12 protein-coding genes are annotated in these 12938 nt (G+C 50.7%); 9 read left to right on the top strand and 3 right to left on the bottom strand.

Annotated features, from left to right (window positions below; all coding sequences use genetic code 11):
- From CRO75_RS28765 to CRO75_RS32710, 6 genes are all read left to right on the top strand, one after another.
- Positions 1-3034 (top strand): VCBS domain-containing protein (locus CRO75_RS28765; protein WP_143504149.1); only part of this gene is annotated, 3034 nt, incomplete at its 5' end.
- A 299-nt stretch (positions 3035-3333) separates the two neighbouring features.
- Complete coding sequence (locus CRO75_RS28760; protein WP_097139799.1) at positions 3334-4875, top strand: tyrosine-type recombinase/integrase; 1542 nt, start codon at positions 3334-3336, stop codon at positions 4873-4875.
- A 1902-nt stretch (positions 4876-6777) separates the two neighbouring features.
- Positions 6778-8025, top strand: coding sequence for a primase-helicase family protein (locus CRO75_RS28755; RefSeq protein WP_097139797.1), 1248 nt, complete (start codon positions 6778-6780; stop codon positions 8023-8025).
- 320 nt (positions 8026-8345) lie between these two features.
- Positions 8346-8846, top strand: coding sequence for a hypothetical protein (locus CRO75_RS28750; RefSeq protein WP_097139795.1), 501 nt, complete (start codon positions 8346-8348; stop codon positions 8844-8846).
- 174 nt (positions 8847-9020) lie between these two features.
- Entirely contained in the window at positions 9021-9293 is a 273-nt protein-coding gene (locus CRO75_RS32715; protein WP_143504144.1) for a hypothetical protein, read from the top strand.
- Positions 9290-9622: a hypothetical protein gene (locus tag CRO75_RS32710; protein WP_143504137.1), complete on the top strand. Its 333-nt coding sequence runs from the start codon at positions 9290-9292 to the stop codon at positions 9620-9622. The genes CRO75_RS32715 and CRO75_RS32710 overlap by 4 nt, the downstream gene beginning before the upstream one ends.
- Positions 9623-9626: 4 nt before the next feature.
- On the opposite strand, the gene CRO75_RS28745 is transcribed toward CRO75_RS32710, so the two are convergent.
- The gene (locus CRO75_RS28745) at positions 9627-10586 is read right to left on the bottom strand and encodes a hypothetical protein (protein WP_097139793.1); all 960 of its coding nucleotides are present in this window, start codon (positions 10584-10586) and stop codon (positions 9627-9629) included.
- Between the two features lie 22 nt (positions 10587-10608).
- A complete protein-coding gene (locus CRO75_RS28740) occupies positions 10609-10812 on the bottom strand; it encodes a hypothetical protein (RefSeq protein WP_097139791.1) in 204 nt (67 codons plus the stop codon).
- Positions 10813-10915: 103 nt separating this feature from the next.
- Here CRO75_RS28740 and CRO75_RS28735 point away from each other — a divergent pair, with 103 nt between their 5' ends.
- From CRO75_RS28735 to CRO75_RS28730, 3 genes are all read left to right on the top strand, one after another.
- Complete coding sequence (locus CRO75_RS28735) at positions 10916-11134, top strand: helix-turn-helix transcriptional regulator (protein ID WP_097139789.1); 219 nt, start codon at positions 10916-10918, stop codon at positions 11132-11134.
- A gap of 78 nt (positions 11135-11212) precedes the next feature.
- The gene (locus CRO75_RS32705; RefSeq protein WP_143504133.1) at positions 11213-11458 is read left to right on the top strand and encodes a hypothetical protein; all 246 of its coding nucleotides are present in this window, start codon (positions 11213-11215) and stop codon (positions 11456-11458) included.
- Positions 11459-11534: 76 nt separating this feature from the next.
- Positions 11535-12242 (top strand): recombinase family protein, encoded by a 708-nt coding sequence (locus CRO75_RS28730; protein WP_097139787.1) that lies wholly within the window; start codon positions 11535-11537, stop codon positions 12240-12242.
- Positions 12243-12474: 232 nt separating this feature from the next.
- On the opposite strand, the gene CRO75_RS28725 is transcribed toward CRO75_RS28730, so the two are convergent.
- A complete protein-coding gene (locus CRO75_RS28725) occupies positions 12475-12828 on the bottom strand; it encodes an NUDIX hydrolase (protein ID WP_097139786.1) in 354 nt (117 codons plus the stop codon).
- Positions 12829-12938 lie beyond the last annotated feature (110 nt).

Raw genomic sequence — 12938 nt, 5'->3', positions numbered from 1 at the left:
CATCAGCGACGTCGACAGCGCCGCGACCTTCGTCGCGCAGACCAACACCGCCGGCAACTACGGCAAGTTCTCCATCGGCACCGGCGGTGCCTGGACCTACACCACCGACTCCGCCCACAACGAGTTCGCCGCCGGCACCACCTACACCGACACCTTCGCGGTAAGCAGTGCCGACGGCACCCTCACTTCGGTCACGGTGCATATCGTCGGCAGCAATGATTTGCCGACTATCACCTCCAACGGCGGTGGTACGACGGCTTCGATCAACGTCGCGGAGAACACCGCAGCGGTCACGACAGTAGCGGCGACCGATGCCGATCTACCGGCACAGACACTGAGCTACAGCATCGTTGGCGGAGCGGATGCCACGAAGTTCTCGATCGTTTCAGGCACAGGTGCGCTGAGCTTTATCTCTGCACCCAACTTTGAAGCGCCGACCGATTCGGGAACGAACAACGTCTATGACGTGATTGTGCGGGCGTCGGACGGCACGCTGTTTGACGACCAGGCGATCGCCGTAACCGTGACGGGCATCAACGACAACAGCCCGGTGATCACCTCCAACGGCGGTGGTGCGACGGCTTCGGTCAACGTGGCGGAGAACACCACGGCAGTCACGACGGTGGTGGCGACCGATGCTGATCTACCAACGCAGACGCTGAGCTACTCGATCCTGAATACGGCCGGGACGGACTTCGGCAAATTCTCGATCAGTTCGAGCGGAGTGCTGACGTTCAATTCGGCGCCCGACTACGAGAATCCCCAGGATATCGGTGGTACCGACGGCGACAATGCCTACGTCGTGGACGTTCAGGTGGCCGACGGCAATGGCGGAGCCGACACGCAGACCATTACGGTAAACGTGCAGAACGTCGTCGAGACGCCAGTCGACAGCGTGCCGCCAACGGTGACAGTGACGGGGACAGCCTTAGGCAGTTCGATTGGCTCGACGTCGACGGTCACATTCCAGTTCAGTGAGACAGTGAGCGGTTTCAACCTGTCTGATGTTGCAGTGACGACAACCAGCGGAGCACCCCGCGGAACCTTCAGCAACTTTACCCAGGTTGACGGCGACACCTACACCGCGACACTGACCAGAACGCAGGGCGGTAGCGTGAAAGTCGACGTTGCCGCGAACAGCTACACCGACCTGGCGGGTAATCCCGGGGCTGCCGGGAGCAGTGCAAACCTTCCGGCAGGCGTTGCTGGCGAGCCCATCAATCTGGCCCTCAATATTCCACTGGCCGAAATTAACGGCCCCGTAACGGTGGCCATCAGCGGCGTTCCTTCGGGGTGGGTGTTCAATGCTGGAACCGACAACGGCGACGGCACCTGGACCGTGCAGACCAACGATCCCGGTGCCTTGACCGTGACAGCCCCAGGCGACTTCGCGGGTGCGTTGGTACTTGATGTCAATATGTACTGGAGCAACAGTGACGGCAGCACCGCAAGCGCCTACGTGTTCAACAACGTCGAAGTCTATGCCCCGGGCTCGCCGATCTTCGCCTTGTCCGCTGACGATAACCTGAGCGGCTCGTCCGGTGCCGACACGTTCGTCTTCGCCCAGCCGATCGGCAACAACCAGATCTACAATTTCGACGTCACGGCGGACAAGATCGACTTGATCGGCTTCACAGGCGTCACCGCTTTCGCTGACTTGAGCATCAGCAACGACGCAAACGGCAATGCCCTGGTCAGCATCGGCTCCGGCCAGACGGTCACCTTGAGAGGTGTCGATGCGGTGGACCTGAGCGAAGCGAACTTCCAGTTCGATAGGGACCCGCTTACCAGCAACACCGGCACCCTCACCATTGCCGACGGCGCGATCATGCCATTCGGTGGCAGCATCCATAACAGCGGCACCATCGAACTCGGCTCCGCCGGCAACGAGACCCGTCTTGAGATTCTGTTCCGTGGCGCGACCTTGACCGGTGGTGGCCAGGTGCTGTTATCCGACAACGCGCAAAACGTGATTTTCGGCGGTAGCGCCGACACCTTGCTGACCAACGTCGATAACCGCATTTCCGGCGCCGGCCAGTTGGGCGCCGGGCAAATGATACTGGCCAATGCGGGGCTGATCCTGGCCAGCGGTTTGAACAGTCTAGTACTCGACACCGGCAGCCACACCATCACCAACAGCGGTGTGCTGGAGTCCACAGGCACAGGCGGCATGACGGTGGCCAGCACGGTCGAAAACACTGGCCATCTATGGGCCAACGGTGGCGACCTGCACCTGTTGGCCGACGTGACCGGCAATGGCAGCGCAACCATCGACGGCGATGCCAGCCTGACCTTCGCCGGCGCCGCACACACGTCCGTCGCCTTTCACGGCGAAGGTGCGGGCTCGCTGGTGATCGCCCAGGCTGAAGCAGCGGGCTCGCTGGTTGGTATCCTCGGCCTCGAGAGCGATGACTTGCTGACGTTCGGCGATCTCGCTTTTGGCACCAACACCCAGCTCAGCTACACCGCCAACGCCTCTGGCGCCGGCGGCCTGCTGACGGTGGACGACGGCGCACATCGAGCCGAAGTGAACCTGCTGGGGCATTACTCGGCGGAAGACTTCCAGGTCACCGACGGCGGCGAAGCCGGCACCCAAGTCAGCTTCCACGGCGAATCCAGCGGCACACTGGTGGGCAGCATGCTCGCGGATACGCTCAGTGGCGGCGACGGCAACGACATCATCGTGGGTCGTGGCGGCGAGGACACGCTCAGCGGCGGCGCGGGAGCCGACGTGTTCGCCTACCTCAACGCGAATGAAGGCGGCGACCATATCCTCGACTACAACTTTGCCGAAGGTGACACCGTCGACCTCTCAGCGCTGCTCAACGCCAACTTCGTCAGCGGCACCAGCCAGGTAGCCGACTTTGTCCAACTGGCGCAGTCCGGCAGCGACATCACGGTGCAGGTGGATCCCGATGGCGCAAATAATGGCAAGCACTTCGTCGATGTGGCGGTGCTTGACCACGCTGGCACGCCCAGCCCCGATCTGGTACGCACCTGGTTCGGAGAGGCCGACCATACGCTGACCGCGTGATGCATTGGGCTGGAGTTGACTGGGAGGGTCAGTATGCTCGATGTGAATCGAGTGGCCCCTCAGTCAGCTTTTCGAAATCCAGATGGGAGAACAAGCGGGGGGAATAAAAATAGCCAGAAACGCCGAAGCCCCTGAAAACTTTAACGTTTTCAGGGGCTTCGGCTACTTCAATAATGGCGGAGAGATAGGGACTCTCGAAAACCGTCTACCAACCCCAGCAACCACGGCATTACAGGGCCTTAAGCTCGTATAGTAGTAGAAAATAGTAGTAGAATCAGACCCTCATCCGAGGACGACTCATGGCAGACCATATTTTCCAAAAGAAAGGTGAATCCACTTGGTATGTACGTCTCGACATTCCTAAAGACGTGCAGTTGGCCTTTGACAATCGCAGGGTGCTAATCCAATCGCTGAAGACAGGCCTCCGCTCTGAAGCCATGGAACGCCGCCTAGCCTGGCTCGCCAGATGGAAAGCAGATATCAATGCTGCCAGAGACAGGAAGCTGTCACAGCGGGATGAATGGAAAGAGGAAATCCAAGACCTGACCCGACGGAATCAAGCAAGCAAGGAAAAATGGATTCCTACGCTGTTTGCTCCTCGCTCAAAGGAAAGCGCTCAACCAGCAGATATTTTGGCGTACACGGAGTCCATTGCGCCGATTCTCAAGGAGCTTTACGAAGGCGGCATGGAAGGTCCGGTTACAGCATTCATTGAAACCTACAACGAATACCTCGAAGGCTTGAAACACAAGATGTCGCCGGGTGAAGGGGCCGAGCTAGGGGTGAAAATCTCAGACGCCTTTGCAAAGCTTCACATGGAGATCACAGCCGAGTATTACGACCTATCGCCGGATGAGCGTCAGGACATGCAGGAGCTTGCCACCGATCCTCAAAGCTATAAGCCCAAATCACCCATCACTCCAGCCCGTGTGCTGAAGCTGAGGGCGTTTCTTGAGAAGGTTGGCAAAGATCCCAAGACCATCGACACCTTAGTGAAGCGCGTAGAGCTATTCAGTGCCTATGTACGCCAGCAAGGGCTACCCATCAGCTTTGACCTTGTGTCTGCCTATCTGGATCAGCTCACAGACACTAAAGGTGTACCGCTCACATCCAAGACCAAGAAGCAGCATATATGGGCTGGCAACACGTTTTGGAAATGGGCCATCAAGTACGATGAAGACTGGCGTCAGCAGTACAAAGGCCAGCCTTCCCCATTTGAAAAACACGACCTACCTGTGGTCAAAGGAGAATCTGTCAGTTGGGCTGTATTCACTCGCAAGGACGTGGAGCGATTGCACGCTGCTGCCTTGGAGAAGGAAGACAAGCCGATGGCTAACCTGATCGTTCTAGCCGCCTACACAGGGGCAAGGCTTGAGGAAATAGGTCGAGTCCACCGCGACACCATCACCCTCAAAGATAATGTTCCGATTGCGTTCTCAATTTTAGAGAGCAAAACAGAGGCCGGTGTCCGTGAAGTTCCGATCCATACCGCCATTGCCCCGCTTGTCCAGTCTCTACTAGATGCATCAGAAGACGGATACCTGCTAAAAGGTCGAGCGCTTGGGGAAACCAACAAATACGGCAATCGACTTGATGCTGTAGGTAAGCGTTTTGGACGTTTAAAGACTGCCGCAAAATTTGATAAGTCATTTGTGCTGCACTCAATTCGCAAAACCGCAATCACTGAGGTGCATCGGGCTGGAGCAGATATGTCTGTAATGCCTGCATTGTTTGGTCATGAAACCGGAATGATCACCTTCGACCTATATTCGGCAGGGCCAAGCCTTGAACAAAAGGCCAAAGTGATTCAGCTACTCTCGTACGATTTTGATTTGACCTGATACCTCCATCAAAGCTCTTTGCAATTGATACTGGGCAGATCGTCACGAAATAGAGCAAGGGCGGTGTATTTAAACGTATGCGATCACGGTATTTCGGCGGAGTTTATAAGGGTTGTAAGCGATTCCGCGTCAAACCCGTGTCCACGCTTGGTATTGAGACTAACGGTGTTTTGAAGACTAGTTTTCCCCCAGAAACTTTATTGCAGCGTATACATTCCCACAACTTGCTTTATGCTGTAAAATAGATACCCCTGCAAATTTTTCTTATTTGTAACAGGGCTTTCTTGTCGTTTGGCTAAATACTTGTCTTCAAGAAAGGGCTATACAGTCGCCGCTACAAAGCGAGGCGGTGCATGCATGAAGTTGCCGACGCAAGTCGGTTCCGGTGAGGCTGCGGGTGATTGAGCTTGTTATGTCAGTCATGGAGCCGGACTACCCCTAACCATCCGTTAGGTACAGCCTACAAGCTGTAATCATCTCGCCTCAAGTGCAGAGCAGGCCTAGCCTGTAGCATTGAGTCAGAAGGTTGTGTAGACCTTGGGGATAAGGCTCTGCTCTTTTGAGTATTTCCTATCTCCCTGGGGAAGTTCTACCAATTTTCTGAACTCAGTGCAGAGTATCTATACTACATGAATACAATAGAGAAATATAGATACAATTCAACTTGCATAACATCTAATGCCCAGCAATAATCTAAGCTATGCGCAATCACAACTCTATAACAAGTAATAAGTTGTTACATAGTTACAATTAAATAGTCTTAGTAATTTTCATAAAGGGTTGCAATTTCAACTTAAAGTATGAGAATATGGTTCCTATAAATAAAGAAGTAACACCGACTGACACTTAGTCTGGCTCGCTTCACCATCTAGCTTTAAAACATACTTCCTACTTCGTAAAACTTTCGCTTTATTCCTATACATCCTTTAGGCATTACTCAGTTTGAGTGCAAACTGTATGGGTAAAATAAATTAAACTACCCCTAACTGTATCTATACAAAAACAAGTTTTATTTAGTATAATAAGATGAGAAGGAGAAGAAAAAAACAGATGAAAATCTGCCTCCATCTTTGATAGCTACCTGTTTCACTCTCTCGCATACCCCTCGTTCCAAAAAAACATCATAACCAGCATCTTCGGCTATAAGCAGCTGTATTGGTGTTTAAAAAGTCCAAGTCTTACCTCACTTGGCATCAAAGGCTGTTTAGTCCTTACTACTCAGCCTTTTTTATTCTCTGCTGAAAAGAATTTACCACCCTTTACGGTGCTCATTGTGCCGTTTTGTCGTGCCCGTCAAAAAGTATTCACAACAATAGAAGGAACACTAATGGCTATACAAACCACAAGGCATTGCTTGAGCTGCGGGAATCCCTATGAAGCTCTATCTGCGAAGAAGTTCCTGTGCGGAACACGCTCTTGCTATAGACGATGGCATATGGATCGCCAAGCGCTAGATCTATCAATTACCGAGTACAAAGAATTTTGTAAGAACAAAAAACCAGAAGATTTATCAACCAGCTCCGAGGAACAACAATGAACGAATGTTTAGTCTGTAACAAAAGCTTTTATCCCACCGACAAACGCCACATATACTGTAGCAACCTATGCGTCGTCAAAGTCTACTCCTTGCGCAAGAAGGTGCGACTTCAAATTAATGCAGCTTTGAAACTTCTGAAGACTCCCGCTGACATCAAGGACTTCGACAACTCACTACAAGACTCAATAGAAGGATTTGCGCAATGAGAACAAACCTTAACCAACGCTCAAGCGCTGAGCTGCTTGAAATCATGCAGCACTATGGCTACACATCAACCAATCACACACTAAACATAATTATCTCTACATTACACGAATCGCTGTTTAACCCAGAACATAAAAACCCATCAGATGAGGTAAACACCAATGACGAACGCAGCACCAGCAATCAATAACAACTCTGCAATTGAAAAATTAAAGTCTCGCTTTGTCCGAATCCCTTCTCAAACTGCCTATCCTCGATTCCGTGATTTAGTAACAGGTATTGATCAAGGAGATGCGGGGATTCTCTCCCATTACTATTTGCAGCAAGGTGGAGCAGAACATCAGGCTCCGTATTTACTTGCTTGTTTGCCGTGGGCATACGGCGAAGGCTTCCAACCTAATGGCGGTACTGTATTGGATGGCGGTTTGATTAATCTCTGGAAAGCACCTCTCATCCAGCCCACAGGTAAGGTGGTTACACGCGAACAGGTTGCCCCATTTCTCGAATTCCTATTGCGTTGGTTCCCGGATGAAAACGAGAGACGTTATTTTGGATGGTGGTTGTCTCACGTGGTGCGTAAGCCTGAGCAGCGCATCATTGCCACCCCAGTCCTACGGAGCCAGCACGGCGTTGGTAAGGGGTTTCTAGTAGAAACATTACTGTCAGGTCTTCTGGGCCGTTCCTCGGTCTGTGTATGCGCCTTGAAGGACGTGGTAGGCGATTTTAATGATGTCATCGAAGGCAAAACACTCGCCTTGGTGGATGAGGTGTATAAGTCGAAGAAGAGCACAACCGACGCACTCAAAAGTTTTCAGGGTAACGCTACTATTCCGCTGCACCGGAAACACAAGCCTACAATTACAATTGATAACTACCTTAATTTTATCATCACCAGCAACGACCATCTGCCGCTTGTATTGGAAAAAGGTGACCGCCGTTTCTGGATACCTGGCTTTATTCGCCATCGCGAAGATGTAACAGAAACAGCAATGTTCCTAAACGAACTTCTCAAGCCTTGGCTTTTGAATGGTGGGTTTCAGCTGGTGCGGGACTACCTTGAACAGGTGGACTTATCCATGCACCGCCCGACTGATGCACCTCCTATGACGGTCAGTAAACAGGAACTTATGGGTTTCAGTAGCGCGGACAAGCTAGAGGATCTTCTTTCTGATGTAGCCGAAAGCAATAAAGTTCTGACAGTAAAATGGGTAAAGGATCACTACGCTGATGAGTTCGACCACGGCCTATCAGATATGGCAGTCGCAAACGCACTTTTAAATATGGATTGTAAGCAACGGAAAACCAAGCTTCAGCGATTCTATATTACCCCGTTTGGGTTTGAGTCAGGTCTTACACTAGCCTCAACAACCAAAGAGTTGGAAGGTGCAATGCCGGCAGGATTATTCTGATATGGGGCATATGGTAGACAGGAAGACACCTTGGTAGACACCCTTAAAAAAAGCTGTCTACCACGAGAATCCCTTTATCCGTGGCTCTCAGAGGCAGGTAGACAGGGTGACACCTTTGCAGCATCTTTTTTAAATATAGATATAGTAAGTCAAAGAACGAAACGTAGTGTAGTGAATTGACGTAGGCTAAGCGATAGCGCAAGCCGCAAGATGCTTCTCCCGCCCTTCAAAAGACAATTTAAATAAACAGAATTCGCTCCTAACAAGAGCAAATAAACGGACGCTATTGTCCAAATAAAACTAAAAGAGGTAATAAAATTATGACAACCATTAAAACCAAAGTGACCATCCCCGCATCCTTCTCACAAGAAGAGCTGGATACTCGACAAGAGAAAGCCAAGTACAATTACGTTAATGGCTATGTTCGCCGTTCCGAATACGGTTCTTCATTTGTATTGGATAGCTGCTTTACGTTTCATGCTCAGACTTTGGAGTTGTTCGTAGACGGGTTGGTGCAACTCGCACTCAACGGCCAGGCACGCCACCAATACAGCAACATTGTTAGTGCTGTAGGCTATCACTCTGCAACCGTTTACAAGACCGTATCAGAGCAAGATGAAGATCTTCAAACAATCCTGAAGGAAGTAGAAGAAAACTATCTGAACGAGCTTGCCGAAGAGAAACAAAAACAAATCGAGGCACTCGCGGAGCAACACCTGCAAACGCATCTGCGAAAAGAGGCAGAGAAAAAAGAGAAAGAACTCTCATCTCTGAAAACCAAATATCTCCAAGAGGCACAAGAGTTTTTTAAAGACAAGTAACTTAGCAGGTATTTAAGAAAGCCATCTGTGCAAGCATTTTCTCCACCCGAGCATCACAACACCTGATTGTATGCCGCTGATACCGAGTCAATGCTTAGCACGGGGTCGTCTCGCCCTTGTATATACAACTAAAATACAACAAACCAACCTCAAACATTTTTAACAAGGATTTTTATGCTAGCCGATGCAAAAAAGTGTCGTCTGAACACAACCATTTTGACTTTTAATGCAATCGCTCTCGTGGTCATTTGTTTTCTTCTTTATCAGCTTCGTCCTTTTCAAACAGACTCTGGTGAAATTCAAGACAGAATCACCAAACTGAACATTTACGCTGAGCTTCGACATAACAACCTTTCTGCCAGTCATGACCAGCTAAAGAACGAATTAGAAAGTCGAATGGCAATACTCGAAAGCCGGGTAAAGCTTCTGCAAGTGAGAGCCCAATGACGTATTTCTATTGGTTCATTTTGCAAGCTTCAGCAGACAACCCAGACAACAACACAAAGCCTTCTATCGACTCGTTCTCACCGCTTAGAAAGCAATGGCAGTACCTGGAGCACACCGGGCGCTGGTCTGTGCAGATAGAGTCTGCGGTAACGCCTAGTCAAGCCTACAGCTTGTTTGAGGGGCTTACAGCACTGAGCCGTTGCTGGGTGAATGCCGCAGTTTTCGTTAATGGTGAGGCTGTCGGCGGGCCTTGGGACTCGGAGGCATTTCCTGCATTCGTAGAGGGATATGCACTCACTTATGCTCAATCCCTTCTCAACCCATTGTGAGTAATTAAATACGGTAGCGAATCAAATAGAATATGAACAAAGCGCACCAAAGCACGACATCCGCCACAGCTAGAGCAATTGCTTGACTAAGCCATGGTTGAGCAGCCATACGAGCATACGTAGTTGCCCCGGCAAGTATAGTCAATAAGACTGGACCACCTATCACTGCCAACCATTGCCAAAAATCGGATAGACATTGCCATCTGAATTTCAAATCCGTAAGGAGCGGTAAGCGGGTAGTTGTGAACTCTTTTTTCGTTATTTCATAAGCGACGCTTCGCTCTTCAGCATCCTTGGCAGCGAGTTGAAGATATGCTTTTTGTTTGGCCGACTTTTCTTGTAGAAAATTTACAGTTGTGGTTTGTTCGCGAAGGGAGTCTTGAATACTTTTGGGAGATGACCCGTAAGCATTTATCAAATCTCTCAGCTCCCTGAATCTGTCAGCATAACCCGAGTGAGCCAAGACGGACCAAGCATAGCCAGGCCCCGTGATTTGCAATTCCACTTGTCGCGTGTCTACCTGTTGAACATGGGTACTAACTTTATTTTTCCGTGTCGCCAACACACCAGCGGCAGCCCCCAATGGCCCAAAAATCAGGCCGCCGACAATGCCGCCACCTAACCCACTCTTGCTGGTACTGCTGACGTTGCTGACATGTTGCAGACTGCCATGCATTATCATTTCGGCTTTTGCCTTCTGAATACTCCCTTTGTAACCGGGAATGCTCAGCCAAAACTCAAAAACCTCTATGTCCGGTGCTGAAGCAAGCTTTTTTCCTCTACCGGATTTGAGCTCATCTAAGCGACTGGTCGCATACTTCAGCTCTTCACCTACCGCCGCTACAGTGCTGGTGATTTCACGACGTTTTGCATTGGCTTCCTTGAGGCTGATCTTCTTCGAACGCATATCTGTGCGAAGCAGCATTGCAGAGTCTTGCCGAATTTCAATTTCTTGACTGTCCATCAATCAATTCCTTGTGTATTGATTAACGCAAGCCTTTCGATGCAGTAATTTTCTTCAGCTCGTCATAAATCCCGCTAAGGACAAGCCAGAATCCAGCCATCACCGCTCCAGCTATGAATCCACCGATTGCCCCCCACTCGCCATAGATTGCGTAACCCGCAAACGCAACGGCAACAATGGCAAAGTAACAAAGGTAATCGTTGAGTCTAATGATGCCGTCCTTCATCCCTGTTCCTCCTTCATCTGCTGACTGAGTAGCAGGTGATCTATTCAGTCAATGTCACGATTAGTGTGTTCACGATTAGATCACATCAGCACACGATACGGGAATGCCTTCTCCCTCCCTCCGCCATCGCTTCGGCCATCGAATTCGTGAGCTTCGTCTTGCTACCGGCATGACTCAAGAAGCCTTCGCGGACAGGTGTGGGTTCGCTAGAACCTACATGAGCCGTATTGAGACAGGTGGAGCCAACCCAAGCTTAGACGCTATCAAGGTTCTCGCTGACGCGCTGGAAACAGAGTTGTCTGAGTTGTTCAAAAACATCTGACCCCCCGCCTGCCCACTCCAATACTGCCGCCGCTGGTCTACGCTGCACCTTCCATCCTAAGAAGACGAGCAGCTTCCAATGAGTAAATTCGCGGTATTAGATGACTACAGTGTAAAGGTCGAATCAGGCCACCCCCGCCAGACTGCTGAAGCAATGGCGGGCCTTTCTCTAATTGTTCCGCTCAAGGGCATAGATCCCGAGTGGAATGTCTACGCATGTACTGACCAGCAGGAGGCGGAACTGTTGGGACTACAAACCTATGAAGAGCAATCGGCATACTGCAAAGAGCGACTTGAATGGTTGATCGGGTTTTCCCGCCCCTGATCATATCATTCCTTTGACGTTCGTCAGCGTTGTGATACGATAGACCCATCAACAGGAATTGACGGGAATCACCACCATGAAAGTAGTCAGCTATCTTCGAGTCAGTACGGTCAAGCAAGGCGAGTCGGGCTTGGGTCTGGAAGCTCAGCGTGACTACATCGCACTTGCAGCTAAGGCGAAAGGCTGGGAGATCATCGCGGAATTCGTCGATACAGCGTCGGGCACGATAGCGCCAACAGACCGCCCTGAATGCATCAAGGCAATGAATGCTGCTAAAGAGACAGGTGCAATCCTCGTAGTAGCCAAACTGGACCGTATCTCTCGTGACGTTGAACACATTGCTGGTCTGATGAAACGGGCGTCCTTCAAGGTCGCCACAATGCCAGACGCAGATGCTTTCCAGCTTCACATTTACGCCGCACTCGCACAGCAGGAACGGGAATTCATCAGCCAACGTACCAAAGACGCTCTAGGCTCGCTGAAGCAACGTGCTGTAAATGGGGATGCCACGGCTCAGGCCAAGATTGAAAGGCGTGATGCTGGTCGTAAGGAGGCTCATAAGGTTGGACCTAAGGCAGCAACAGCAGCCAAGGTAGAGAAGGCAGACGTTTACGCTCAGACTGTTAAGAATCACATCAAGGCGGCAAGCTTCGACGGAATCAAAACTCTCGCTGGGGTAGCAGCCTATCTCAACAATCAGTCGATCAAGACTAGCCGTGGCGCCGAGTTTACCCCTATGACAGTGAGCCGATTGGTTCAACGCCTCGGCATCACCTTTCCCTAAGTCGAAACGGGCTATTACAGGGGCTTTTCTACCCTTCTGAGGCGTTCTAGCATCTCTCCCGATACAACGGCAGGGGTAGGCCTCAGCGCTCTCATGAGTCACGATATTTCTATATTTAATAAATAGGATTTATTCTTATTTAAGTTCCGGTCTTAGCCGGCCAGCCCCCACGCTGGGTGATCAAAGCGCAGCTAAGGCGGAGGAGTTCTGCGAGCTATTGCTTGGCGAAGATCTAGGCGTACGACTTTACTATCGACTTGGTTGCGGGGCTGGACTTAAGGTCGTTAACATTTTTGGCGGGCTTCCATTTACAAGCCGCAATCTCGTTCTGTGGAGATGCTTCGTCCGAGGCCCCGACGACGGTCATGAACACATGATGCAGGATTTTGTCTTTTTCAAATTCAGCTAAAAAAACCATATCTTGAGCTACAAGCCCGGTTTCCTCGCATAACTCGCGAATAGCCGCTTGCTCAGGTGTTTCGCCTTCCTCGACCTTTCCACCGGGGAGAGCCCATCTCGAATTTTGTTTGCGAACGTAGAGAATCCTATCGTCTCGCTTGCAAATCACTGTTGCTCTCACTTTCATGGTTTACCCCACCACTCACCGTCTAGTCACGGTCGGCTTTCACACTGCATTTTAGATTATGAAGACCAGGCATCTCGCCCCGTCACAATTTCTTCACATTCAAAATTAAG

This window comes from Pseudomonas sp. LAMO17WK12:I10, from assembly GCF_900215185.1.
GTDB classification, from domain to species: domain Bacteria; phylum Pseudomonadota; class Gammaproteobacteria; order Pseudomonadales; family Pseudomonadaceae; genus Aquipseudomonas; species Aquipseudomonas chlororaphis.
This window is presented reverse-complemented; position numbering and strand designations above follow the sequence as displayed.

Excerpts from the sequence above, each read along its gene's own strand:
- CRO75_RS28755 (WP_097139797.1), top strand. The coding sequence starts at position 6,778 with ATGACGAACGCAGCACCAGCAATCAATAACAACTCTGCAATTGAAAAA.
- CRO75_RS32710 (WP_143504137.1), top strand. The coding sequence starts at position 9,290 with ATGACGTATTTCTATTGGTTCATTTTGCAAGCTTCAGCAGACAACCCA.
- CRO75_RS28745 (WP_097139793.1), bottom strand. The coding sequence starts at position 10,586 with ATGGACAGTCAAGAAATTGAAATTCGGCAAGACTCTGCAATGCTGCTT.
- CRO75_RS32715 (WP_143504144.1), top strand. The coding sequence starts at position 9,021 with ATGCTAGCCGATGCAAAAAAGTGTCGTCTGAACACAACCATTTTGACT.
- CRO75_RS28750 (WP_097139795.1), top strand. The coding sequence starts at position 8,346 with ATGACAACCATTAAAACCAAAGTGACCATCCCCGCATCCTTCTCACAA.
- CRO75_RS28725 (WP_097139786.1), bottom strand. The coding sequence starts at position 12,828 with ATGAAAGTGAGAGCAACAGTGATTTGCAAGCGAGACGATAGGATTCTC.
- CRO75_RS28740 (WP_097139791.1), bottom strand. The coding sequence starts at position 10,812 with ATGAAGGACGGCATCATTAGACTCAACGATTACCTTTGTTACTTTGCC.
- CRO75_RS32705 (WP_143504133.1), top strand. The coding sequence starts at position 11,213 with ATGAGTAAATTCGCGGTATTAGATGACTACAGTGTAAAGGTCGAATCA.
- CRO75_RS28730 (WP_097139787.1), top strand. The coding sequence starts at position 11,535 with ATGAAAGTAGTCAGCTATCTTCGAGTCAGTACGGTCAAGCAAGGCGAG.
- CRO75_RS28735 (WP_097139789.1), top strand. The coding sequence starts at position 10,916 with ATGCCTTCTCCCTCCCTCCGCCATCGCTTCGGCCATCGAATTCGTGAG.
- CRO75_RS28760 (WP_097139799.1), top strand. The coding sequence starts at position 3,334 with ATGGCAGACCATATTTTCCAAAAGAAAGGTGAATCCACTTGGTATGTA.